This is a genomic window from Sphingopyxis sp. Geo25 (assembly GCF_949769135.1).
Classification (GTDB): domain Bacteria; phylum Pseudomonadota; class Alphaproteobacteria; order Sphingomonadales; family Sphingomonadaceae; genus Sphingopyxis.
The window spans coordinates 52376-74444 of the sequence record NZ_CATKOZ010000003.1 but is presented as its reverse complement, the minus strand read 5'-3'; the positions used below and the strand labels follow the sequence as shown (position 1 = coordinate 74444).

Genomic DNA, 22069 nt, shown 5'->3' with positions numbered 1-22069 from the left:
AAGCGAGATTGTCAGAATTTCTTGCCGGTGATCCGGCTGATTTCCTTGGCGACCATCGCCTCGACCATCGTCGGAAGGTTGGCGTCGAGCCATTCCTTCAGCATCGGACGGAGTGCCTCGATCACCACGTCTTCCATCGTGCGGCCGCCGGTCGCGGCGGCCGGGATCGCGGCGGTGACCGCGGGCGCGACCGCGGCGGTCAGCGCGTCGAGCGACTGGCGCGTGGCATCGGCGCTGGCGGCCGAGAGCAGCTCTTCCTCGGTCGGGATCACGGGCGGTGCATCGGCCATCGCATCATCTGGCGCTTCCCCTTCGTGAAGGTCGAGAACATCCTCGTTCGCGGCGGCGACGCGCTGGGCGCGGGCACCGGGAGCCTCGTCGCGCGCGATGACGCGCCGAATCGACGACAGGATGTCTTCCATCGATGGTTCCCGCGACAGATCGCCCATTACTGCCCCCATTTGCCCATTCCGGGCCCCACGATATCAGGGTCGCCCTACCAGGCGGTTAACCATCATCTTACCGGCCGGGGGCGGCCTTTGCCAAGCCTTATTGTTTCGGGCCCATTTCGACATAGGCGGGGACGCCGGCGTCGGGGGCCGGAACCGTCCTGGTGTCGGTTGCCTGCTGCTGCGGCTTCGGATCGTCGGCCCAGTCCCAGAGCTGGCCCTTCACGCGGCGATAATTGACCTCGGGGTCATAGAGCGCGCCGCCTTCGATCCCGAGGTCGCGCGCTTCGGCCTTGCCCATCGCGGCGAGGACCGAGAAAGCGGCGACGTAGCTGTTGCGCCGTGCCGAGACGAGCTGGACCTGCGTGTTCAGATATTCCTGTTCGGCATTCAGAATGTCGAGGATCGAGCGGGTGCCGACGCTGTTTTCGGCGCGAACGCCCTCGAGCGACAGGCCGTTGGCGCCGACCGCCTGTTCGGTCGCGGCGATGATCCGCTCGTTCGCCTGCCACGCGGCATAGGCGCCGCGCGTCTGGGCGATCACGTCGCGTTCGACCGCGACATAATTCTCGATCGCCTGGCTGGTCTGCGCCTGCGCCTGGCGCACGCGCGCCGAGGCGCGGCCGCCCTGGAAGATCGGCAGGGTCATCGACACGCCGGCGATCGTGCTCGTCGTCGTATTGTCCGACGTCGTGTTGCCGGCGGGGATCGAGTTGAGGTTGTTGTTGTAGCCGCCGCTGACCGTCGCCGAAACCTTGGGCGCGCGGGTCGCCCGCGCGGCGCCGATGTCGGCGCGCGCGGCGCTGAGGCGCTGGTTCGCGGCGTCGATGTCGGGATTGTTGGTGAGCGCGATCGCCACCGCTTCCTCGGCGGTCGTCGGCAGGTTCGGCAGCACCGGCGGCGCCTGCAGGTCGGTCGGCGCGTCGCCGACCAGGCGGATATAGGCTTCGCGGCTGCGGATCAGGTTCGATTCGGCGGTGCGCAGGTCGCCCTCGGCAAGCGCGAGGCGGGCCTGCGACTGCGCGACGTCGGTGCGCGTCAGGTCGCCGATCTCGAACCGGTCGCTCGTCGCCTGCAAATTGGTCCTGAGGACAGAGACATTCTTCTGGTTCAATTGGACGATCGCGATGTCGCGGATGACGTCCATATAGGCGCCGACGACCTGCGAGAAGATGCTCGCCTCGGTCGCGCGCAGGTCGGCCTGCCCCGCCTCGACGCGATATTTGGCGGCCTTCACGGCGTTGCGCACCGCGCCGCCCTGATAGAGCGGGACCGACAGCTGCGCGCCGGTCGAAACCGAGCGGCCGGGGGTGAAGAAGCTGTTGCCGGGGACGACCAGATTTTCCTGATAGTCGACGCTGGCGCCGACCGAGGGCAGCCCGGCCGCCTTCTGGATCGGCACATTCTCGTCGTTCGCGCGCTGCCCCGCGCGGGCGCCGGTCAAGGTCGGGTTGTTCTCATAGGCCTTGGCGAGCGCGCCCTGCAGCGTTTCGGCGTGCGCGGGCGATGCGGCGACCAGCGCGCCGAAGGCGAGACCGGCAAGCCAGCGGGCGCGGCGACCGGTTGCGATAGTCATCTTGTCATGCATCGTCTTGTTCAGCCTGAAACGGGGGAAGAGGCGGGCAACGCTCAGAACTGGAAGCCCTTGGGCGCGGCAAATCCGGGCAGCGGCGCGACGTCCATGTCGGCGAAGGCGCGCAGCGCGACGGTCCCGCCCGCCTTCACGCCGTGGACGAGCCGCGAGACGCTGCCATCGCGGCGCGCGGCGACGATCCGCCCGCCCTCGGCGAGCTGTGCGACGAGCGCGTCGGGCAGCGTTTCGACCGCGCCCTCGATGATGATGCGGTCGAAGGGGGCGGCTTTCGGCGCGCCGGCGGCGAGCGGGCCCTGGGTCCAGGCGATCGCCGGATCGCCCGCCGCGGCGCGCGCGGCCTCGATCAGGTCGGCACGTTCCTCGACGGCATGAACCTCGGCGCCCAGCTTCGCGAGCAGCGCGGCGGTATAGCCCGTCGCGGCGCCGACCAGCAGCACGCGCATTCCGGGCCGCACCGCCGCCTCGACGAGCAGGCGGCCGGTGACGAGCGGCGGATTGAGCGCGCGGCCGTCGCCGAGCGCGATCGCGCGGTCCATATAGGCGACGCCGGAAAGCGCGGCGGGCACGAACGCCTCGCGCGGCACCGCGGCCATCGCGGCGACGACGTCGGGGTCGATGACGTCGTTGGTGCGCAGCTGGCTGTCGATCATCGCGGCGCGCATCGCGGCCGCACCCGTCTCGCTCAATTTCGTTGCCATCCGTCTCTATCCGATTCTCTGGGCCCAAGCCTGTATGGCGCGGTTCTAGCCCAAGCATGGCTGTATTGCAATAGTAATACAGCCATAAGACCCCGCCGCGCCGCGCATAGCGGGCAAAGGGGATGGAGCCAAGTACGCATCGAAGGGCGTGCCGGATGATGCAGATTGCGAAACGAACGGATTGCCACTGCGAAACAAAGCGGCTAGGGGCGCTGTCTCCACGCAATTCTGCGCCTGAGGCCCGATGGCGGAGTGGTGACGCAGCGGACTGCAAATCCGTATACGCCGGTTCGATTCCGGCTCGGGCCTCCATCCCTAATCAACAAGTCGGGACGCGCGCGTTGATCTCGCGCGAGGGGCGCCATTGCGCGCCGCCCGGCCACGTTGACGTGGCTCCGCCTTCGCATCCGATTCCGGGCGCGGGCGGCCGCCGATTCCGGGGATGCAGGGCGCGCTCCTTGCATCCAAAGTTCAGGAAAGTTCAGCCCAATGGCGATCGCTTGCCGGGCCGCGGCGGAAGGGTGGCGCGCCGTAGAGGGAAGGATGCTGCTCACCGGCCAGCTTGAAGCATGGCGGGATAATGTAGGAAAGCCTTATCTCGCGGGTGGGGCCGCCGCGAAGCCGCCCGGCGCGGCGCCAAGGTTTCAGGGGCGCGCGGGCAGCCACTCGGGCGGGGCATAGTGGAGGTTGTAGAGCGAGATAAGCGTGACATGGAGCAGGTCGGGCCCGCGTCCGGCGTCGCCCAAGCGGCAGCGCGGTGATCTGCGCCTGCATCTCCGGCGGCCGCTTGGCCATGACGTAGAGGGGGTTCCGGGCGCGCATGCGGGGGGTGTAGCATGTTGTGGCTGCGAGGCCGACTAGTGGGTGCTTCGGCCCCGATTTCGCAGATTTAGTAAACGGTCACGTAGTCCGAAGTTAGCGTCTGAGGAGAAGCGGCATGGGCCTCAGCTTTCGAACTCTAATGACGCAACAGCGATGTGTTCGGTGTAGACGTCCAGTGCAAGAGCATCAAGAAGAGTGCGGTCATCGTCGCTAAAGCGGTGTATCTCGACATGACCAGTGTTTGATCCGTCAGGAGCGCTAATCAGCCTGATCTTTTTGCCATGCTCCGCAGCGAGGCGCCTTGTTAGACCGGCATTTCCGACAGCAAAATATGCTTTGGGCGCCAACTTCTTCTTTTCGAGGCTATCTCGAAATGCCGCTGCGGCGACCGTAACGGTAGCGACGTCCTTTTCGCCATAGTGCTCAATCCAAGTGACTGAGAGGCCCCCTTGGTCGGAAGGCCTAACAGAAAACGCGATACCCAAAATCCCTAAGAACGCGTCAGTTTCAGGCGCTCGCAACTGCTGGCCGTAGGGCACGTATCGCATCAGGTGATCTGAGTCAGGTACCTTGATCTCAGCCAACGTTGAACCATGCCTCTGGCGAGTAAGGAGCCAAGTTCGGCAAGATTCGCGTCAATTCCGTATTGCCTGCAGCGCGTTCAGTACGGTCGCCTAAAGGGCGACTGACTGTCCATTGCACCCAATCGGAAGATAGAAATTCAATCGTTAGTCGTCCGTGGTCGCCATGCCAAACCGCAACAAGGATGCCTTTTGGGGAAAGCCCTAAAGAGGGCTTCGACAACCCTCCAATCAAGTGCATGAATCGAACAAATGCTTTGTACGAGTCCAATACCACGGGACTTTGATCCCCAAACCATTCGTCGCAGTCATGAAGCAAGTCCAACTGACGGAAATAGCGGTCTCGTGTACCCCGATCCAAATGCATCGCGACTTTGGATGTCCAGATTTTTGCGTCGACGAGAGCTTGGAACACTCGTTCTGCAAGAGTTGGAGCGGTAGCAGGGTGAATTCGTTTTACCTGCTCGGATGCAAGACCGCCTCGCATGATATCTTCAAGCTTCAGCCCAAGCGCGGCGGCGCTGGACTGGGTTACAAGGAGCTTTCTCTGAGATGGTCGACCTACAAGTCCGCCAGTCAATTGGTTCATGATGAAAAACTCGCCCTCGCCCGATCTGTAATAGATAATTCGAAAATTTCGTTTTTCAAACTTCTCATTCTCTCGAATTTTTTTAGGATGTCCGCATGTTTGCTTGGAACGCTATTTCCTAGCACGATATCAATATCCAAGAGAAATGCACCAGTGTTGGGTAGCTCCGGAGAAATAACTGCAGATTGCACAATTGCTATAAACTCTTTGTCAAACTCACGCTCTATCCTCCACCCATAGTTATTTATAGAAGGCCAGCATTCAGGTATAGATATATTTATAGTTAAATAGTCCTCATATCTAGAAATGTCATCTATTTTTGGGACATCAATTCTATTAATATATCTCAATCCAAGTCTATTTGCTTTTCTATATGGTAGAACTGAATTTATATCTTCCGACTCATTTTTGATTCTATCGTAAATATTTTGCCAGCCTTCATAGGGGGCCAGTTTGCTCCACGTAAAAGAATGTTTGTCTATTGTTACGATATCTGTCTCATCTTCAGACGAGAACTTGTATTGGTCCATGGATTTAAATTGTGCGCCTTGATTCACCATATCGAGCTGTGCGCTGCTCACTTTCAATTTTGTCTGGTTCGCATATCGCTTTTTTATCCGACTCACGGCCTTCTTCAGGTCGCTGTCCGAAATGGGTTCTTCGTAGTAAATCTGAGCCAGCGCCTCGATAATGGGCGGGGCGGAATAGGCGAGTTCAATTGGGCGATCGCTCACGATTTTTGCGGCTCCGGTTCACGACACTGCGCGGCCCTGTGACAGCTATGGCTAGTCAGCGCTACAAATATGCGCTTCGTGCCATGAATTCCATACGCGTCGACAGTATCAAAATGTTTAGCGGCAACGAATTTCGCGATTCTCAATCATGCTCCCGACCACCCGCACCCATATACAGCTCGCGCCCGGTATCCTCATAGACCTGGCTCATTTCCGCCATGCCCTTTTCGGCCTCTTCGGCGGCGATGAAGTCGGCGCTGTCCTGATTTTGCAGCTTCGCAAATTCCCGAACTTCCTGGCTGATCTTCATCGAGCAGAATTTGGGGCCGCACATGCTGCAGAAATGCGCCGACTTGGCGCCCTCGGCGGGGAGCGTCTGGTCGTGGTACTGCTCGGCGGTGTCGGGGTCGAGCGACAGGTTGAACTGGTCGCGCCAGCGGAATTCGAAGCGCGCTTTCGATAGCGCGTCGTCGCGGACCTTGGCGGCGGGGTGGCCCTTGGCGAGGTCGGCGGCGTGCGCGGCGAGCTTGTAGGTGACGACGCCGACCTTCACATCGTCGCGGTCGGGGAGGCCGAGATGCTCCTTCGGCGTGACGTAACAGAGCATCGCGGTGCCGTACCAGCCGATCATCGCGGCGCCGATGCCGCTGGTGATATGATCATAGCCCGGCGCGATGTCGGTGGTGAGCGGCCCCAATGTGTAGAAAGGCGCCTCGCCGCAGGCCTCGAGCTGCTTGTCCATATTCTCCTTGATCTTGTGCATGGGCACGTGCCCCGGCCCCTCGATCATCACCTGCACATCCTGATCCCAGGCGCGCTTGGTGAGCTCGCCGAGCGTGTAGAGCTCGGCGAACTGCGCCTCGTCATTGGCGTCGGCGATGCTGCCGGGGCGGAGGCCGTCGCCGAGGCTGTAGGCGATGTCATAGGCCTTCATGATCTCGGTAATCTCGTCGAAGCGTTCGTAGAGGAAGCTTTCCCTGTGATGCGCGAGGCACCATTTCGCCATGATGCTGCCGCCACGGCTGACGATGCCGGTGACGCGCTTCGCCGCCAAGGGGACGTAGGGCAGGCGGACGCCGGCGTGGATGGTGAAATAATCAACGCCCTGCTCGGCCTGTTCGATCAGCGTGTCGCGGAAAATCTCCCACGTCAGCTCCTCGGCGATGCCGCCGACTTTCTCGAGCGCCTGATAGATGGGGACGGTGCCGATCGGGACGGGCGAGTTGCGGATGATCCATTCGCGCGTGTCGTGGATGTTGCGCCCGGTCGACAGGTCCATGACGGTGTCGGCGCCCCAGCGGATCGACCAGACCATCTTGTCGACCTCCGACGCGACGTCGCTGGCGACCGCGCTGTTGCCGATATTGGCGTTGATCTTGACGAGGAAGTTGCGGCCGATCGCCATCGGCTCGCTTTCGGGGTGGTTGATGTTCGACGGGATGATAGCGCGGCCGCGCGCGACCTCTTCGCGGACGAACTCGGGGGTGACGTAATCGGGAATGCTGGCGCCCCAGTCCTGCCCGTCGCGGACATATTCGGCGAGCCGCTCGCGGCCGAGATTTTCGCGGGTCGCGACATATTCCATCTCGGGGGTGATGATGCCGCGGCGGGCATAGTGCATCTGGCTGACGTTCTGGCCCGGCTTGGCGCGCAGCACCGTCTTGCGGACGTTGGGGAAGGCGGGGACGCCGCCCGAGCGGTCGGGGCCGAGCTGGCCGTTATCCTCGGGGCGGACCTCGCGCTGGGTCACCTCCTGAACGTCGCCGCGGGCGCGGATCCAGCTGGCGCGCAGTTCGGGGAGGCCCTTGGCGATGTCGATGTTCGCGTTGGGGTCCGTATAAGGCCCGCTGGTGTCATAGACGCGCACGCTGGGCTCGCCGCTGTGCGGGTCGAGGTCGATCTCGCGCATCGCGACGCGGATGCCGCTGCCGGTGGGCGAGGCGACATGGACCTTGCGGCTGCCACGAATGGGTCCGGTCGTCACCCCGATCGAGTCTAACGAAACTTGGGGGGCTTGCGCTTTGTCGAGGCGGGAATCGATGTCGGCCATGTGCAGTCGCTCCAGTTAGCCGGAGCGAAAGACGGTTTTCACGCCCCTGTTTCGCTTTGGGGTGAAGCCGACCCTCCCTCCGCCGGTATTACCCGGATCAGGTTCAACGGGTCGCGGTCTATTCCGCTCTCAACCGGCCATCACAGACGCGGCTCCCCGGGGATGAGCGATGCTTAGCCGGGCGGCGGCGCGCTGTCCATCGAAAGACAGCGCGCCGCAGCGGAAAGTCAGGCGGCGGCGATGGCCTCGCGGGCGCCGGCACGCCAGCGCGCGGCGGCCGATGCGACGCGCCTGCCGAGCGAGACCGCGGTGGCGCGGTCGCCGGCCTTCGGCGTGACCTCGGGGCTGTCGTTCGCCGCCTGCGCCATCGCGCCGAGGAAGCTGCCGAGGCGGTTTTCGGCGTCGGTCGCCGCCGAGGTGTCGTCGTTGTTGCCGGGGTTCTGGCCGGTGCCGATCCACAGCATCCCGTGCTGCGCCGCGAAGATCGCGAGCGTGGTCAGCGTGTTCAGCTTGTCGCCCGAGGGCGAGCCCGAGACGGTGAAGGCGGCGCCGAGCTTGTCCTTCCACTGTTTGGTGAAATAGACTGCGGCGCTCGCGTCCATGAACGCCTTCATCGGCGCCGAGACGGTGCCCATATAGGTCGGCGAGCCGAAAATGATCGCATCGGATTCGGCGATCGTCGCGAAAAAGGCGTCGAAGTCGGTCTGCCCGCCCTCGATCTTCAGCGCGATCGCGCGTGCACCCGCTTCCTCGACGCCGCGCGCGACGTCGGCGGCGATGACGTCGGTATGGCCGAAGCCCGAATGATAGACGATGGCAACCTGGGTCATGTCTCTGTCCTTCCTGAACCGGTGCAGCCGGGGGCGGAGGGAGAGGGGAGAGCCCCCGGCTTGCGAAAGCGAACATGATAGGGTAGGAACCAAAAGTGTAGTACGCACCTTGAGGTAACTATGAAAGAAAAGGCTCCCGACTGGATAGACAAGGTTGATCCGTGCGATGCGGGATGCCCGTCGCGCGACATCCTGGACCTGATCGGCGATCGGTGGAGCCTGCTGCTGCTGCTGGTGATCGCGCAGGGCCATCACCGCAACGGCGAGCTCAAGCGGCGGATCGGCGGGATCAGCCAGAAGATGCTGACGCAGACGCTGCGCGCGCTCGAGGCGAACGGCCTCGTCGAGCGGCGCGATTTCCAGACGGTGCCGCCGCACGTCGAATATCATCTGACCCCGCTCGGCACCTCGCTCGGCCATTCGCTGACCCCGTTGTTCGAATGGATCGAGCGCGAGTTCGACGCGGTGCTCGCGGCACGCGCAGCCTTTGCGGGGCGCGAGGCGGCCTAGATACGGGAGGGAGGCGCGTATGACGGGATTATTCGCAGGATTGGCGGCGCTGTTGCTGGCCGCGGCGGCGCCCGCCGCGACGGTCGACGATCTCGGCTGGATCGCGGGATCGTGGATCGAGGAGGGCGGCAAGGACAGCGGGGGCCGCTGGACCGAGGAATATTGGACGGTGCCGCGCGGCGGGGTGATGCTGGGCGCGAGCCGGTCGGGGCGCGACGGAAGCCTGCGCGAATTCGAGTTTCTGCGGCTGCAGGCAGGCGCCGACGGGGCCGTCAGCTACCTGGCGCAGCCCGGCGGCGGGGCGCCGGTGGCGTTCCGGCTGGCCGCGCGCGATGCAACGAGCGCGACCTTCGAGAATGCGGCGCATGATTATCCGCAGCGCATCACCTATGCGCGCGAGGGCGACACGCTGACCGCGACGATTTCGCTGCTCGACGGGTCGAAGGCGCGGCGCTGGGTCTATACGCGGCGCTAGGGCGATCCTCCCTGTCGCGGAGCGATGGGGAGGTGGCAGCGGCGCAGCCGCTGACGGAAGGGCTATGGCGCAGCCCCTCCACCACTCCACGACTGCGCCGCAGGGAGGATTATCACGCGGTCCGCCGCGCGAGATAGACGCCGGCGACCATCAGCGCGATCCCGGCGACGCGCTTGACGTCGATCGCCGAGCGCATCGCGCCGAACAGGCCGAAATGGTCGATCGTCGCGGCGCTGATGAGCTGGCCGACAAGGACGAAGAAGATCGCGTTGCCGACCCCGAACCTGGGCGCGATGAAGGTCACCGCGATCACATAGAAGGCCACGAACAAGCCGCCGAAGTAGAATTGGAACGGAATGCCGGCGGTGAAGCGGATCTGCCCGATCGAACCGGTCGCGAGCGCGCCCGCGGTCGCGATCAGGAAGGCGAGCCCGAACAGGATCATCGACGCCGCCATCGGGGCGCCGAGCCGGACGCCGAGGCCGCCGTTGAGCGCGGCGAGGATCGGGATGCCGATGCCGGTGAGCAACATGATGATCGCGAATCCGGTCGCGTTGCCGCTCGTCATCGTGCCGGTCCTCCCGAAGCCTGTTTCGCCCGATAGTCGAGGACGGGAAGGCCGCCGATTCCCCAATTGTCCGTGTCGACCTCGTCGATCACGACGACGGTGGTCGCCGGATTCTTGCCGAGGACGCGCTGCAGCAGCTCGGTGACGCCGCCGATCAGCTCGGCCTTTTGCGCGGCCGTCGCGCCCTCGCGGGTGATCTGGATATTGACATAGGGCATGGCCGGAATCCTTTCGCGGACGGAGGTGTCAGAGACCGAGCTCTTCGAGCCCGGGGTGGTCGTCGGGGCGGCGGCCGCTGTCGCCGCGATCCCAGTGGAACAGCCGGTCGGATTCGGCAATGGCGAGGTCGTTGATGCTCGCGATCCGCCGCTGCATCTCGCCGTTGCCGGCGAAGTCCCAATTCTCGTTCCCGTAGGAGCGCCACCACTGGCCCGCCTCGTCGTGCCATTCATAGGCGAAGCGCACCGCGATGCGGTTGCCGGTGAAGGCCCATAGCCCCTTGATCAGCCGGTAATCCTGCTCGCGCTGCCATTTTCCGGTCAGGAAGTCGACGATCGCTTCGCGGCCGGTGACGAAGGTCGAGCGGTTCCGCCAGACGCTGTCTTCGGTATAGGCGAGCGCGACGCGCGCGGGGTTACGGCTGTTCCAGCCGTCCTCGGCAAGGCGGACTTTCAGCGTCGCGCTGTCATGGTCGAACGGCGGGAGCGGGGGGCGGGGCATCGGCATATCCTTTCAGGCGAAGGGGGTCGCGAATTCGATCCGGATACCACCGGGCATCGCGCAGATGAAATGGTGCGTCGTCGCCCCCTCGCGGATCGGTTCGGGGTCGAATTCGATCACCGTGCCCGGATGGTTCTGGACGCGCGCGAAGACGGTGCGCAGCGCGTCGAGGTCGGCGACGCGGAGCGCGAGATGGTGGAGGCCGATATTCGCGCGGCGGTCGAAGGCGGTCGCGCCCGCCGGATCGGCGACCTGCCACAAGGTGAGCAGCGTCGTGCCGTCGGTGACGAAGATCGCGGGATAGTCGGGGCGTTCGGCCGCAACGCCGAAGCCGAGCGCCTCGACGAAGAAGTCGCGCGCTTCGGCGACGTCGCGGACGGCGAGGCCGATGTGATGGGCGCCCTGCGTGCAAGCGGTCGTCATTGGTCATCCCTTTCTGCTCGGAGCGCGGCGATTTCGGCGCGCAGCTGGTTGAGTTCGGCGGCCATCGGCTTGATCGCTGCCGAAATTTCGGCCTCGGTGAAGCGCGGCGTGATATGCTGCGAGCAGTTCCACTCCCAGCCGATCACGTCGATGAAGAAGGCGCGCTCGGGCACCGCGCGATACCCCTCGGGCATCAACGCGGTGACCGCCGCGGGATCGTCGGCGAGCTCGACGCTGTGTGCGTGACCGACGATCTTGAGCCGCTCGCGGTTCGGATAGTCCATCAGGAACAACGAGACGCGGTCGTTCGCGGCGAGGTTCGCGGTGCTGATATATTGCTTGTTACCGCGATAATCGGCGAAACCGATACGGTTGCCCCCGACATGCTTGAGGAAACCGGCGGGGCCGCCGCGATGCTGCATATAGGGCCAGCCGTCGGGGGTGACGCTGGCCATGTAGAAGCTGTCGCGGAGCGCGATATAGTCGATCTCCTTCGCGGTCAGGACGTCGATCTCGCCGACGGGGCGCGTGTCGAGCTTTGCATAGGAGATGCGCGAGCCATGCTGTTCCTGCAGCGCCTTCGCCGCGTCGCTGAAAACGATATGCCGGTAATTCTGCGCCATCTGCCGTCCTTCCAAGAGTGCGAACGGAAGCTGGAGGGGGCACGCTTCCGTTCGCCGCATCGATTTAGGCCGTTGCGTAGATTGTGATAATCAGGGAAGATCGAACAAGTTAATTCCGGTATATGGAATAATCATGGACCGACTGCTGACGCTGGAAATGTTCGTCGCGGTGGCGGGCGAGGGGGGCTTTGCCGCGGCGGCGCGCAAGCTCGGCAGCTCGCCGCCCGCGGTGACGCGCGGGATCGCGGCGCTCGAGGCGCGGCTCGGCACCGCATTGTTCCACCGGTCGACGCGCGCGGTGTCGCTGACCGACGCGGGCAGCGCCTTTCTGGGCGAGGCGCGGCGGCTGCTCGGCGAACTCGCCGATGCCGAGCGCGCGGCGCGCGGGGTCGAGGCGGTGCCGAGCGGGCAGCTTTACCTCACCGCGCCGGTGATGTTCGGGCGGCTGCATGTGCTGCCGGTGGTCGATGCGTTGCTGATCGAACATGCGGCGCTCGGCGCGCGCATGATGCTGATCGACCGCAACGTCCGCATCGTCGAGGAGGGGATCGACGTCGCGGTGCGGATCGGGCCGCTCGCCGATTCGGGGCTGAAGGCGGTGCGGATCGGCCGGGTGCGCCAGATGCTGGTCGCGAGCCCCGCCTATCTGGCGCTGCGCGGCGCGCCGGGGGTGGTGACGGAACTTGCGGGGCACGAGCTGATCGGGATGGAGGGGCCGCGCACGACGAACGAATGGCAGCTCGCGAGCGGCCGCTGGCGCTTCGAACGGCGGCCGCGCTTCGTCGTCAACACCGTCGATGCCGCGCTGGCGGCGGCCGAGGCGGGGGTCGGGATTGCGAACCTGCTGAGTTACCAGGTCGCGGCGGCGGTCGATGCGGGGCGGCTGGTGTCGCTGCTGCCCGATGAGCAGCCCGAAGCGCTGCCCGTCCACCTCCTGTTCGAACCGTCGCGCGCCGCGCTGCCGTCGGTGCGGCTGTTCATCGCCGCGATGAAGGCGCGGATGCGGATGACGGGGCTGGTTTGAGGGCGTGTGTCGCTTTTTTTGGGGCGGGGAACGGTCGCCGCGCTATTCGTCATCCCGGGCTTGACCCGGGACCCGCCTTTCCTCTTCCGGCCTCGGATGAAAAGACAAGGCAGGCCCCGGATCAAGTCCGGGGTGACGATGATTGAGAGGCCGCAACCGCCCCCACCCGTCAGAATTGATACGCGATCCCGCCGCCCGCGAGCCACTGGTTGCGGCTGCCGGCGATGCTGACGATCGGTGAATCGGCGATGCGGCCGAGCATGCGGCCATATTGCGCGCCGCCGATCAGGACGAAGCCCTTGCGGAGATCGCCCGACAGCGCATAGGCGCTCGCGAGGCCGAGCGTATATTTGCCCGCTCCGCCCTTCGCGCCCGCGCGGTTATAGACGGGAAGCCCGCTCGCCGCGCTGCCCGCGGGGTCGATGTCGAAATAATAGCGGCCGAAGCCCTTACCGTAGAAATTGATCGACGCCGACACGCCGACATAGAGCCGCTTGGACAGCGGGGTGCCGTAGTCGATCGTCGGCGAGAAAGCCCAGCTGCCGTGGCGGCCCGACACATCCTTGAGCGCGACGACGCGGAAGGCGATCTGGTCGTAGCGGCTGGTGATCACGCCGGTGTGGCTGATCCCCGCCATCGCGCCGACCTCGACCGCCAGCTTCTTTTCGCCGAGCGCCTCAACCTGCGGATCCTTGATGCGGCTGGTGCGGTCGCTGCGCAGGCTGACGATCGGGCCGAACTTGACGTCGGTCTTTGCCCCGCGCCGCTGGCGCAGCAGGTCGACCTGGAGGTTGGTGCCGCGCGTCGAGAAGGAAAAACCGCTGACGCGGCCGCGGATGTAGAAGGCGGGGAGCAGGGTGCGATCGTCCGAGCCATTGTAGCTCGGCGTCGTCATCACCCCCGCCGCCACCGCGAAATAGTCGCGCGCCCATTTGCGGCTTTCGTCATCGTCGTCGATGTCGTCGCCGCGGGTCGGGAGGAGAATATTGTCGTCGATGTCGCCGCGCTGCAGATAGCCGGCGGACGGCGGTTCGGGGACTTCGCGGCTGCCGGAGAGTCCGCTGTCGGCGGGTTCGACGATATCATAGGGGAGCGAGGCTTCCTCGGCCATCGCGGCGGGCGCGGCGAAGGCGCAGGCGAAAGCAAGGATCGGTGCGGACCGGGAGAGGCGAAAGAGCGAAATCCAAGCGGGCATGGCTGTCCTGTTATCTTGCCCCTCTGTGAAGGGGTGTAGGCGAATGTCACATCAATGCAACGTCTTCGTCTTGCGAGAGGTTGCTTTCCCCTGCATCGTGGCATTCATGCACCAATATCCTTTCATATCGTTGATTGGCCCGCGGGCACGGTCCGGTTCAGCATGACCCGCGCATGGCGCTTTGTCGGCTATGCCCTGATGGCGGTCGCGGTGCTGCTTGCCGCCGCGATGCGGCGCGGCGCGATTGCGGCGATCGGCCCGTTTCCGGTCGCGGCGGTCGCGCTGCTGGTCGGGACGGTCGGGGTGATGCTGGTGTTCACCGACCTGATGGTGCGCGGGCTTTACGCGCAGGTCGATGCGGCGAAGGCGCGCGAAGAGGAAGGTGGCACGGCGAGCGGCGATTAGGCCCCTTTTCGTTCGACAGTTTCTGCGGTTACCATTATGACGGCGCGATGACCGACCGTCCGCATACGCCGCTGCTCGACACGGTGGATGTCCCCGCCGACCTCCGCAAGCTGAAGCCCGAAGACCTCCGCCAGTTCGCCGACGAGCTGCGCGCCGAGACGATTTCGGCCGTCGGCAGCACTGGCGGGCATCTGGGATCGGGGCTGGGCGTCGTCGAATTGACCGTCGCGCTTCACTATGTGTTCGACACGCCGCGCGACAAGATCGTGTGGGATGTCGGGCACCAATGCTATCCGCACAAGATCATTACCGGCCGCCGCGACCGCATCCGCACGCTGCGGCAGGGCGGCGGGCTTTCGGGCTTCACCAAGCGCAGCGAGAGCGAGTACGACCCGTTCGGGGCGGCGCACTCGTCGACCTCGATCAGCGCGGCGCTGGGCTTTGCGATCGCGAACAAGCTGAAGGACGAGCCCGGCCGCGCGATCGCGGTGATCGGCGACGGGTCGATGTCGGCGGGCATGGCCTATGAGGCGATGAACAACGCGAAGCAGGCGGGCAACCGGCTGATCGTCATCCTGAACGACAATGACATGTCGATCGCGCCGCCGGTCGGAGGGCTCTCGGCCTATCTCGCCAAGCTCGTCTCGTCGCGGCCGTTCGTCGAGCTGCGCGAGATCGCGCGGCGCTTTGCGCGCAAGCTGCCCGAGCCGCTGCACAAGGCGGCGAAGAAGACCGACGAGTTCGCGCGCGGCATGGCGATGGGCGGGACGCTGTTCGAGGAATTGGGCTTTTACTATGTCGGGCCGATCGACGGGCATAATCTCGATCATCTGATCCCGGTGCTGGAGAATGTACGCGACAGCGACCACGGTCCGGTGCTGATCCACGCGGTGACGATGAAGGGCAAGGGCTATGCCCCCGCCGAGGCCGCCGCCGACAAATATCACGGCGTCCAGAAGTTCGACGTCATCACCGGCGAACAGGCGAAGGCGCCGCCGGGGCCGCCATCGTACCAGAATGTGTTCGGCGAGACGCTGGCGAAGCTGGCCGACAGCGATCCGCGCATCGTCGCTATCACCGCGGCGATGCCGTCGGGGACGGGCGTCGACAAGTTCGCGAAGGCGCATCCCGACCGGTCGTTTGACGTCGGGATCGCCGAGCAGCATGCGGTGACCTTTGCCGCGGGACTCGCGGCGCAGGGGATGCGGCCGTTCGCGGCGATCTATTCGACCTTCCTCCAGCGCGCCTATGACCAGGTCGTCCATGACGTGGCGATCCAGAATCTGCCGGTGCGCTTTGCGATCGACCGCGCGGGGCTCGTCGGGGCGGACGGATCGACCCACGCCGGGTCGTTCGACGTCACCTATCTCGCGACGCTGCCGAACATGGTGGTGATGGCGGCGGCCGACGAGGCCGAGCTGGTCCATATGACCTATACCGCGGCCGAATATGACGCCGGCCCGATCGCCTTCCGCTATCCGCGCGGCAACGGCACCGGCGTGCCATTGCCCGAGGTTCCCGAGAAGCTGGCGATCGGCAAGGGCCGCGTCGTGCGGGCCGGCAAGACCGTTGCGATCTTTTCGCTCGGCACGCGGCTCGCCGAGGCGCTGAAAGCGGCCGACACCTTGGAAGCAAGGGGCCTGTCGACGAGCGTGATCGACCTCCGTTTCGCCAAGCCGCTCGACGAGGAGCTGATCCGCAGGACGCTTGCCGCCCATGAGGTGTGCGTGACGATCGAGGAAGGCAGCATCGGCGGGCTTGGCGCGCATGTGCTGACCCTCGCGAGCGACGAAGGGCTGATCGACGCGGGGCTCAAGCTGCGCACGATGCGGCTGCCCGACATCTTCCAGGACCAGGATTCGCCGCAGGCGCAATATGATGCCGCGGGGCTCAACGCGCCGCAGATCGTCGACTGCGTGCTGAAGGCGCTGCGCCACAACAGCGCCGGCGTCGAGGAAGCGGGCGCGCGGGCGTGAACCGGTAGCCGCACGCGAACGGGGGCGGCATGAACTTCTTCAACCTCATCCAGTCGCTCGACGACCTGCTGTACGAGGTGATGTCGTGGCTGGTCTTCTATCCGGTCACGCTGTGGCGCACGTTGGTGCGACCGCTACAGATGATGGACTATTCGGACGTCGAGCAGGGCGACGCGGCCGACGAGCAATATACCGATACGCTGTCACCGCCGCTGTTCCTGCTCTTGTCGCTGATCCTCGTCCACGCGGCCGAGATCGCGCTGGTCGGCGATGATGCCATGATCGCCAGCAAGGTCGGGCTGGCGGCGTTTGTCAGCAACAACACCGACCTGATTATCCTGCGCATCGTCAGTTTCAGCCTGTTTCCGGTGATGCTGGCGACGCGGATGGTGCGGGCGCAGAAGCTGCAGGTGGATCGCGACACGTTGCGCGCGCCCTTCTACAGCCAATGCTATGTCGCCGCGGTGCTCGCGATGCTGCTGGGCACCGCGGTGATCCTGATCAAGCTGGCGCACGACTGGTCGGTGCTGGCGGGCGGGGCGCTCGCGCTGTTCGGGCTGCTCTGGTTCGGCTTTTTGCAGACCGCCTGGTTCAACCAGCATCTGAAATGCGGGCGGCTCAAGGCCTTTGGCCATGCCTCGCGCGCAATGGTCGAGAGCCTGGTTGCGATGACATTGCTGTCGAGCCTGTTCGCCTGATTGACCCGCCGGGTCAAAGTGTATTATCAATACAACACACTTTGACCCGGCGGGAGTTTGACATGGGCGGATGGAAATGGGGCGGGATGGCCGCCGCGATGCTGGCGATGGCGGGCACGGGGGCGCAGGCTGCGGAACCCGGCGCGTGCGCGCTGGTGCAATCGGCCGCCGCCGGCGCGCTGTTCAGCATTCCCTTCCGTACCGTCGACGGCCGCATCTATATCGAGGCGCGCGTCGACGGGCAGGGGCCCTTCGTCTTTGCGGTCGACACCGGGGCGAGCGGGATGGCGCGCGCCGATGCCCGGCTGGTTGCGCGGCTGGGCCTGCCTGTCCACGGCAGCGGCGAGACGTCGGACGGGGTCGCCTCGGCGCGCGTCGACACGGTGCATCTGGCGTCGCTCGATCTGGCTGGGCTCGTCCGCCGCGATCTCGAGGTGATTACCCGCGATTATGCGTCGCGCCTTTCGGCCGAGGCGGGGTTCGACGGCATCATCGGGCGCGACTTCTTCGGCGATGGCCTGCTGATCATCGACTATCCGTCGCGCATGTTGCGCTTCACGCGCAAGACCGGGCTGGCGCGGGGTGCGCCGGGCGTCCTCGCCTATGAACGCGCCTTCCGGGTGCCCGCGACGATCGGCGGGATTGCGGCCGAGGCCAATCTGGATACCGGCGCCAATGTCGCCTTCGTCCTGCCGAAGGCGCTGTTCGACCGCGTCGGCGGCGGCCCGGTCGCGGCGGCAGGTGAAGGGCGCCTGACGAACTCGACCGTCGACACGCGACGCGCGATGGTCGCCGGCCCGTTCCGGATCGGCGGTGCCGAGCTGTCGAACGTCGAGGTGCGCGTGTCGGAAAACTACCCCGAACTGCTGGCTGGCGCCCATGCGCTGCAGCATTTTGCGCTGCTGATCGACCAGCGGACGAAGGCGGTTGCGCTATGCCCGCCGGCGGCGGACTAGGATCACGACCCTAGCTGCGGCTTACGCGCCCGGGATCGCCGCCTGCGCGTCGCGGCCGTCGCCTTCGGGGGCGAAGATGATGTCGCGGGTGACGAGGCCCTTGTCGACGACCTGCGTCTCGGGGCTGCCGACATTGCTGCGCACGCCGGGGTCGCCGCGCTGGCCGTCGGCGCTGCCGATGATCTGGTTTTCGGTCGCGCTACGCTGCGCGGGGCCGCCGAAGAGCGCCTTCAGCGTCTGTTCGGCGGTCGTTTCATTGCCGGGGCGCGCGGCGCCCGGCGCCGGCGGGGTGAGCGAGAAATCGGGCGGCACGACGAGCGGCGCCTGACGCGACACCGCGAATTCGTCGGGACGGTCGCGGCTGAACAGATTGTTCGACCCGCAGGCCGAAAGCGTCGTCGCGAGAATCGAGGTGGCGAGAATGGCGGTGGTCCGGTTCACTTTACAAAATACTCCCAATTCGCCCCGTTACTCTTTGGCGGCCAGATCGCCTGCGCTCTCGGCCGCCGGAGGGGCCTTTTCGCCCAAGAGCAGCGCGCGCGCAACCAGCAAAAGCACGCCGATGCTGATGCAGGCATCGGCGACGTTGAAGATCATGAAGGGGCGGAAATCCCCGAAATGCAGGTCGGCATAGTCGACGACATAGCCGAGGCGGATGCGGTCGACGATATTGCCGAGCGCGCCGCCGAGGATCAGCGCGAGCGCGATGACGTCGCCCTTCGCTTTCTCGCGCGTCATCCAGAAGGCGACCGCGGCGGCGACGATCCCGGTCACCGCGACGAGCGTCCAGCGCGTCGTCGGCGACTGGTCGGAGAACATCGACAGCGAGATGCCGTAATTCTGCGCCCAGGTCAGGTTGAAGAAGGGCAGCAGCTCGATCTGGCCATAGGGCTTGGTTTCGAGCGACAGCGGCACGGTGACGATCCATTTCGCGGCCTGATCGAGGACGAAGGCGATCGCCGCGATGACGAGACCGAAACGCAGATGGGGGGAACGCATGCTCATCGGGCGTCCAATACCGTCTCGCAGCGATTGCACAAGGCGCCGTCCTCGGTCACTTCGGGGAGGTGGCGCCAGCAGCGGCCGCATTTGTGGTTTTGGGTTGGCGTGATCGTGATCCCGTCATGCCCCGGTACAAGATGCACGGCGCCCGAAATGAAAGTTTCAGCCAGATAGCTGGGATCGAGATCGCGCAGGATCGTTTCGAGGTCGCTCATCGTGACTTCTGCTTCGAGGCTGGAGCGCACAATCTTCTCACGACGCAAAGGTTCGATCGCTTCGGTCACCTTGCTACGCAGTTCGCGCAGTTCGGTATTCCGTAGAACGAGTTCCTTGTTGTGCTCGAACGACGGCAGCACCGGCCATTCGAGGAGGTGGACCGAACCTGCTTCGGGATAGCGCGTGCCCCAGACTTCCTCGGCGGTGAACACCAGCACCGGGGTCGCGTAGCGGACGAGCGCGTGGAACAGGATGTCGAGCACGCTGCGGTAGGCGCGCCGCGTGTCGGTGCCGAGCGGGGCGGCGGGGCCGAGGTCGCAGTAGAGGACGTCCTTGCGGATGTCGAAATAGAAGGCCGACAGATCCTCGTTGCAGAAATCGGCGAGCAAGCGCGTGTAGGTGTTGAAGTCGAAATCATCGACCGCGCGGGCCAGCTTCGCATCGAGGTCGGCGAGCAGCGACAGCATATAGCGTTCGAGTTCGGGCATCGCCGCGACGTCGGTGATGCGCTCCTCCTCGCTGAAGCCGTCGAGCGCACCTAGCAGGTAGCGGAAGGTATTCCTGAGCTTGCGATACTGGTCGGCGACGCCCTTCAGGATCTCGTCGCCGATGCGGTGATCCTCGGTGAAGTCGACCGACAGCGCCCACAGGCGGATGATGTCGGCGCCGTTGGTCTCCATCACCTTGACGGGATCGGTGGTGTTGCCGAGCGACTTCGACTGTTTGAAGCCCTTGCTGTCCATCGTGAAGCCGTGCGTGAGCACGGCCTTGTACGGCGCTTGGCCCCGCGTCCCGCAGCTTTCGAGCAAGGACGACTGGAACCAGCCGCGATGCTGGTCGCTGCCTTCGAGATAGAGGTCGGCGCTGTGCGTGCCGCCGTCGTGGCGGACGAGCGCGGGCCAGCGGCCGCTTTCGAGGACGAAGGCGTGGGTGCAGCCCGAATCGAACCAGACGTCGAGGATGTCGGTGATGCGCTCGTAATCGGCGGCGTCATATTGATCGCCGAGATATTCCTGCGCGCGCGCGTCGTTCCATGCGTCGACGCCGCCCGCCTTCACCGCCGCGACGATGCGGTCGTTGACGATCGGGTCATTGAGATACTGGCCGGTCTTGCGATCGACGAAGAGCGTGATCGGCACGCCCCACGCGCGCTGGCGGCTCAGCACCCAGTCGGGGCGGTCCTTGACCATGCTGCCGATGCGGTTGCGGCCCTTTTCGGGGACGAAGCGCGTGCGCTCGATCGCGTGCATCGCGGCCTGGCGCAGCGTCGGCGCGTCGCAGAGATCCTCCTCATGCGGGTTGATCGCGCCGCCCTCATTCTCCCAGCGCTTTTCGCGCGGGGTCTTGGGCTCGATGTGGGTCATCACCTTGTCCATCGGCACGAACCATTGCGGCGTGCAGCGATAGATGACCTTCGCCTTCGAGCGCCAGCTGTGCGGATAGCTGTGCTTGTAGTCGGCGCTGGCCGCGAGCAGCGCGCCCGCGTCGCGCAAGTCCGAGCAGATCGGGCCGTCGGGGGCGTTGAACTTGGGGTTGATCACCGAGCCCTGACCGCCGAGCCAGCCCCAGTCGGCGCGGTACTTGCCGTCGCCCTCGACCGCGAAAACGGGGTCGATGCCGTTCGCCTTGCAGAGGTCGAAATCATCCTCGCCATGGTCGGGCGACATATGGACGAGGCCGGTGCCGCTGTCGGTGGTGACGAAATCGCCCGCGAGGAAGGGGCGCGGGCGCGCGAAGAAGCCGCCGAGCGCGTGCATCGGGTGGCGGGCGATGGTGCCGGCGAGGTCGGAGCCTTTGAAGCAAAACTCTTCCGACCGCGTGAATTTGTCCGCGTGGCTCCCGTACGGATCTTCGATCTCTACCGTCGGGGCTGAGGGGTCGGCTGGCGTTACAGTCGCACCGGTCGACATGTCGGGTGCTTGCGCGCCGATGCGGGCGCAAAAGGCTGGCACCAATTCACGCGCAACGACAAAACTTCCATCGCCGCTCGGCAGATTTGTGCAGTTGAGAAGGACGTACTCAACGTCCGGACCATAGGCCAAAGCCTGGTTGACCGGGATCGTCCACGGCGTCGTCGTCCAGATTACCGCATGCGCGCCGACCAGTTCGGCGATCGGGCTCTCGACGATCTCGAACGCCACATCGATCTGGGTCGAGACGATATCCTCATATTCGATCTCGGCCTCGGCGAGCGCGGTCTTTTCGACCGGCGACCACATCACCGGCTTGGCGCCGCGATAGAGCATGTCGTTCGCGGCGAATTTGAGCAGCTCGCGCACGATGGTGGCCTCGGCCTCATAATCCATCGTGAGGTACGGATGGTCCCAGTCGCCGCCGATGCCGAGGCGCTTCAACTGCTCGCGCTGGGTGTCGACCCAGTGCTGCGCATAGGCGCGGCATTCGGCGCGGAATTCCTCGACCGGAACCTCGTCCTTGTTGAGCTTTTTCTTGCGATATTGCTCCTCGACCTTCCACTCGATCGGCAGGCCGTGGCAGTCCCAGCCGGGCACATAAGGCGCGTCCTTGCCCTTCAGCGTCTGGGTGCGGACGACCATGTCCTTCAGGATATGGTTGAGCGCATGGCCGATGTGCATGTCGCCATTGGCATAGGGCGGGCCGTCGTGGAGAATGAACTGATCGCGGCCTTTGCGGCTCTCGCGGATCTGCCCTTCCAGATTGCCCTCGATCCATTTCGCCAGAATCTGCGGCTCCTTCTGCGGCAGGCCGGCCTTCATCGGGAAGTCGGTCTTGGGCAGGAAGACGGTGTCGCGGTAGTCGCGTGCTTCGGGAGCGGAGGTGCTGTCGGTCATGGTGCGCGGCGCTTAGCGCAGATTCGCGTGGGAGCAAACCTTCACGATTATGCGTCGGCGTGCTGGGCCCCGGCTTTCGCCGGGGATCACGAGGGGGGATGGCAGTATGTGATCCCCGGCG

The 22069-nt window shown here is 65.1% G+C and carries 24 protein-coding genes, 1 tRNA gene and 1 riboswitch; of the genes, 8 read left to right on the top strand and 17 right to left on the bottom strand.

Annotated elements, in window-relative coordinates; all coding sequences use genetic code 11:
- Positions 1 to 11: 11 nt before the first annotated feature.
- The 3 genes from QOL68_RS10920 to QOL68_RS10910 all read right to left on the bottom strand — a co-directional run bounded on the left by QOL68_RS10920 (position 12) and on the right by QOL68_RS10910 (position 2741).
- Entirely contained in the window at positions 12 to 422 is a 411-nt protein-coding gene (locus QOL68_RS10920) for a DUF2497 domain-containing protein (RefSeq protein ID WP_282949445.1), read from the bottom strand.
- Positions 423 to 549: 127 nt separating this feature from the next.
- On the bottom strand, positions 550 to 2025 hold the full coding sequence (locus QOL68_RS10915) for a TolC family outer membrane protein (RefSeq protein WP_282949446.1): 1476 nt from the start codon (positions 2023 to 2025) through the stop codon (positions 550 to 552).
- Positions 2026 to 2078: 53 nt separating this feature from the next.
- On the bottom strand, positions 2079 to 2741 hold the full coding sequence (locus tag QOL68_RS10910; RefSeq protein ID WP_282949447.1) for a protein-L-isoaspartate O-methyltransferase family protein: 663 nt from the start codon (positions 2739 to 2741) through the stop codon (positions 2079 to 2081).
- Positions 2742 to 2979: 238 nt separating this feature from the next.
- Between QOL68_RS10910 and QOL68_RS10905 the strand changes: the two genes are divergently transcribed.
- A tRNA-Cys gene (locus QOL68_RS10905) sits at positions 2980 to 3053 on the top strand.
- 632 nt (positions 3054 to 3685) lie between these two features.
- Here QOL68_RS10905 and QOL68_RS10900 read toward each other — a convergent pair.
- From QOL68_RS10900 to QOL68_RS10880, 5 genes are all read right to left on the bottom strand, one after another.
- Positions 3686 to 4147 carry a hypothetical protein gene (locus QOL68_RS10900; RefSeq protein ID WP_282949448.1) on the bottom strand — a complete coding sequence of 154 codons (462 nt, stop codon included), beginning with the start codon at positions 4145 to 4147 and terminating at the stop codon, positions 3686 to 3688.
- Positions 4140 to 4733: a hypothetical protein gene (locus QOL68_RS10895; RefSeq protein WP_282949449.1), complete on the bottom strand. Its 594-nt coding sequence runs from the start codon at positions 4731 to 4733 to the stop codon at positions 4140 to 4142. The genes QOL68_RS10900 and QOL68_RS10895 overlap by 8 nt, the downstream gene beginning before the upstream one ends.
- The gene (locus QOL68_RS10890; protein ID WP_282949450.1) at positions 4730 to 5467 is read right to left on the bottom strand and encodes a TIGR04255 family protein; all 738 of its coding nucleotides are present in this window, start codon (positions 5465 to 5467) and stop codon (positions 4730 to 4732) included. The genes QOL68_RS10895 and QOL68_RS10890 overlap by 4 nt, the downstream gene beginning before the upstream one ends.
- Positions 5468 to 5609: 142 nt before the next feature.
- Positions 5610 to 7517 (bottom strand): phosphomethylpyrimidine synthase ThiC, encoded by a 1908-nt coding sequence (gene thiC / locus QOL68_RS10885; protein ID WP_282949451.1) that lies wholly within the window; start codon positions 7515 to 7517, stop codon positions 5610 to 5612.
- Positions 7518 to 7574: 57 nt separating this feature from the next.
- A riboswitch (TPP riboswitch) is annotated at positions 7575 to 7686 on the bottom strand.
- A 58-nt stretch (positions 7687 to 7744) separates the two neighbouring features.
- Positions 7745 to 8347 (bottom strand): flavodoxin family protein, encoded by a 603-nt coding sequence (locus QOL68_RS10880; protein WP_282949452.1) that lies wholly within the window; start codon positions 8345 to 8347, stop codon positions 7745 to 7747.
- Positions 8348 to 8467: 120 nt separating this feature from the next.
- Here QOL68_RS10880 and QOL68_RS10875 point away from each other — a divergent pair, with 120 nt between their 5' ends.
- Both QOL68_RS10875 and QOL68_RS10870 read left to right on the top strand, forming a co-directional pair.
- On the top strand, positions 8468 to 8857 hold the full coding sequence (locus QOL68_RS10875) for a winged helix-turn-helix transcriptional regulator (protein ID WP_282949453.1): 390 nt from the start codon (positions 8468 to 8470) through the stop codon (positions 8855 to 8857).
- A 19-nt stretch (positions 8858 to 8876) separates the two neighbouring features.
- Positions 8877 to 9332, top strand: a complete 456-nt coding sequence (locus QOL68_RS10870; protein ID WP_282949454.1) for a DUF6265 family protein — start codon at positions 8877 to 8879, stop codon at positions 9330 to 9332.
- A 112-nt stretch (positions 9333 to 9444) separates the two neighbouring features.
- On the opposite strand, the gene QOL68_RS10865 is transcribed toward QOL68_RS10870, so the two are convergent.
- Genes QOL68_RS10865 through QOL68_RS10845 form a run of 5 tightly spaced genes read right to left on the bottom strand, consistent with a single transcriptional unit; the run spans position 9445 to position 11666 of the window.
- Positions 9445 to 9900: a DMT family transporter gene (locus tag QOL68_RS10865; RefSeq protein WP_282949455.1), complete on the bottom strand. Its 456-nt coding sequence runs from the start codon at positions 9898 to 9900 to the stop codon at positions 9445 to 9447.
- Positions 9897 to 10118 carry a tautomerase family protein gene (locus tag QOL68_RS10860; RefSeq protein WP_058456783.1) on the bottom strand — a complete coding sequence of 74 codons (222 nt, stop codon included), beginning with the start codon at positions 10116 to 10118 and terminating at the stop codon, positions 9897 to 9899. Before QOL68_RS10860 ends, QOL68_RS10865 begins: the two co-directional genes overlap by 4 nt.
- A gap of 28 nt (positions 10119 to 10146) precedes the next feature.
- The gene (locus tag QOL68_RS10855) at positions 10147 to 10626 is read right to left on the bottom strand and encodes a nuclear transport factor 2 family protein (RefSeq protein ID WP_282949456.1); all 480 of its coding nucleotides are present in this window, start codon (positions 10624 to 10626) and stop codon (positions 10147 to 10149) included.
- Positions 10627 to 10632: 6 nt separating this feature from the next.
- Positions 10633 to 11043, bottom strand: a complete 411-nt coding sequence (locus tag QOL68_RS10850) for a VOC family protein (RefSeq protein ID WP_058456784.1) — start codon at positions 11041 to 11043, stop codon at positions 10633 to 10635.
- Entirely contained in the window at positions 11040 to 11666 is a 627-nt protein-coding gene (locus QOL68_RS10845) for a pyridoxamine 5'-phosphate oxidase family protein (RefSeq protein WP_282949457.1), read from the bottom strand. Before QOL68_RS10845 ends, QOL68_RS10850 begins: the two co-directional genes overlap by 4 nt.
- Positions 11667 to 11799: 133 nt before the next feature.
- Here QOL68_RS10845 and QOL68_RS10840 point away from each other — a divergent pair, with 133 nt between their 5' ends.
- Entirely contained in the window at positions 11800 to 12690 is an 891-nt protein-coding gene (locus QOL68_RS10840; protein WP_282949458.1) for a LysR substrate-binding domain-containing protein, read from the top strand.
- A 169-nt stretch (positions 12691 to 12859) separates the two neighbouring features.
- Here the strand turns inward: QOL68_RS10840 and QOL68_RS10835 are convergent, their stop codons facing one another.
- Complete coding sequence (locus QOL68_RS10835; protein WP_282949459.1) at positions 12860 to 13885, bottom strand: MipA/OmpV family protein; 1026 nt, start codon at positions 13883 to 13885, stop codon at positions 12860 to 12862.
- Between the two features lie 162 nt (positions 13886 to 14047).
- Between QOL68_RS10835 and QOL68_RS10830 the strand changes: the two genes are divergently transcribed.
- The 4 genes from QOL68_RS10830 (at position 14048) to QOL68_RS10815 (ending at position 17920) form a co-directional block, all read left to right on the top strand.
- Positions 14048 to 14290: a hypothetical protein gene (locus tag QOL68_RS10830; RefSeq protein WP_058456788.1), complete on the top strand. Its 243-nt coding sequence runs from the start codon at positions 14048 to 14050 to the stop codon at positions 14288 to 14290.
- 47 nt (positions 14291 to 14337) lie between these two features.
- Positions 14338 to 16266, top strand: coding sequence for a 1-deoxy-D-xylulose-5-phosphate synthase (gene dxs, locus QOL68_RS10825; RefSeq protein WP_058456789.1), 1929 nt, complete (start codon positions 14338 to 14340; stop codon positions 16264 to 16266).
- Positions 16267 to 16295: 29 nt separating this feature from the next.
- Positions 16296 to 16964, top strand: a complete 669-nt coding sequence (locus QOL68_RS10820) for a hypothetical protein (RefSeq protein WP_282949460.1) — start codon at positions 16296 to 16298, stop codon at positions 16962 to 16964.
- Positions 16965 to 17026: 62 nt separating this feature from the next.
- A complete protein-coding gene (locus QOL68_RS10815; protein WP_282949461.1) occupies positions 17027 to 17920 on the top strand; it encodes an aspartyl protease family protein in 894 nt (297 codons plus the stop codon).
- Positions 17921 to 17941: 21 nt separating this feature from the next.
- Here QOL68_RS10815 and QOL68_RS10810 read toward each other — a convergent pair whose 3' ends face one another.
- The 3 genes from QOL68_RS10810 to ileS are packed head-to-tail and all read right to left on the bottom strand — an operon-like array spanning position 17942 to position 21948.
- On the bottom strand, positions 17942 to 18361 hold the full coding sequence (locus QOL68_RS10810) for a DUF3035 domain-containing protein (protein WP_282949462.1): 420 nt from the start codon (positions 18359 to 18361) through the stop codon (positions 17942 to 17944).
- Between the two features lie 27 nt (positions 18362 to 18388).
- Positions 18389 to 18925 carry a signal peptidase II gene (gene lspA / locus QOL68_RS10805; protein ID WP_282949463.1) on the bottom strand — a complete coding sequence of 179 codons (537 nt, stop codon included), beginning with the start codon at positions 18923 to 18925 and terminating at the stop codon, positions 18389 to 18391.
- Positions 18922 to 21948 carry an isoleucine--tRNA ligase gene (gene ileS / locus QOL68_RS10800; RefSeq protein ID WP_058456793.1) on the bottom strand — a complete coding sequence of 1009 codons (3027 nt, stop codon included), beginning with the start codon at positions 21946 to 21948 and terminating at the stop codon, positions 18922 to 18924. Before ileS ends, lspA begins: the two co-directional genes overlap by 4 nt.
- Between the last annotated feature and the right edge of the window lie 121 nt (positions 21949 to 22069).

Coding starts and splice junctions, on each gene's coding strand:
- lspA (WP_282949463.1), bottom strand. CDS start 18,925: ATGAGCATGCGTTCCCCCCATCTGCGTTTCGGTCTCGTCATCGCGGCG.
- dxs (WP_058456789.1), top strand. CDS start 14,338: ATGACCGACCGTCCGCATACGCCGCTGCTCGACACGGTGGATGTCCCC.
- QOL68_RS10875 (WP_282949453.1), top strand. CDS start 8,468: ATGAAAGAAAAGGCTCCCGACTGGATAGACAAGGTTGATCCGTGCGAT.
- QOL68_RS10865 (WP_282949455.1), bottom strand. CDS start 9,900: ATGACGAGCGGCAACGCGACCGGATTCGCGATCATCATGTTGCTCACC.
- QOL68_RS10910 (WP_282949447.1), bottom strand. CDS start 2,741: ATGGCAACGAAATTGAGCGAGACGGGTGCGGCCGCGATGCGCGCCGCG.
- QOL68_RS10880 (WP_282949452.1), bottom strand. CDS start 8,347: ATGACCCAGGTTGCCATCGTCTATCATTCGGGCTTCGGCCATACCGAC.
- QOL68_RS10915 (WP_282949446.1), bottom strand. CDS start 2,025: ATGACTATCGCAACCGGTCGCCGCGCCCGCTGGCTTGCCGGTCTCGCC.
- QOL68_RS10830 (WP_058456788.1), top strand. CDS start 14,048: ATGACCCGCGCATGGCGCTTTGTCGGCTATGCCCTGATGGCGGTCGCG.
- QOL68_RS10845 (WP_282949457.1), bottom strand. CDS start 11,666: ATGGCGCAGAATTACCGGCATATCGTTTTCAGCGACGCGGCGAAGGCG.
- QOL68_RS10840 (WP_282949458.1), top strand. CDS start 11,800: ATGGACCGACTGCTGACGCTGGAAATGTTCGTCGCGGTGGCGGGCGAG.
- thiC (WP_282949451.1), bottom strand. CDS start 7,517: ATGGCCGACATCGATTCCCGCCTCGACAAAGCGCAAGCCCCCCAAGTT.
- QOL68_RS10855 (WP_282949456.1), bottom strand. CDS start 10,626: ATGCCGATGCCCCGCCCCCCGCTCCCGCCGTTCGACCATGACAGCGCG.
- QOL68_RS10820 (WP_282949460.1), top strand. CDS start 16,296: ATGAACTTCTTCAACCTCATCCAGTCGCTCGACGACCTGCTGTACGAG.
- QOL68_RS10850 (WP_058456784.1), bottom strand. CDS start 11,043: ATGACGACCGCTTGCACGCAGGGCGCCCATCACATCGGCCTCGCCGTC.
- QOL68_RS10870 (WP_282949454.1), top strand. CDS start 8,877: ATGACGGGATTATTCGCAGGATTGGCGGCGCTGTTGCTGGCCGCGGCG.
- ileS (WP_058456793.1), bottom strand. CDS start 21,948: ATGACCGACAGCACCTCCGCTCCCGAAGCACGCGACTACCGCGACACC.
- QOL68_RS10815 (WP_282949461.1), top strand. CDS start 17,027: ATGGGCGGATGGAAATGGGGCGGGATGGCCGCCGCGATGCTGGCGATG.
- QOL68_RS10895 (WP_282949449.1), bottom strand. CDS start 4,733: ATGAACCAATTGACTGGCGGACTTGTAGGTCGACCATCTCAGAGAAAG.
- QOL68_RS10860 (WP_058456783.1), bottom strand. CDS start 10,118: ATGCCCTATGTCAATATCCAGATCACCCGCGAGGGCGCGACGGCCGCG.
- QOL68_RS10920 (WP_282949445.1), bottom strand. CDS start 422: ATGGAAGACATCCTGTCGTCGATTCGGCGCGTCATCGCGCGCGACGAG.
- QOL68_RS10835 (WP_282949459.1), bottom strand. CDS start 13,885: ATGCCCGCTTGGATTTCGCTCTTTCGCCTCTCCCGGTCCGCACCGATC.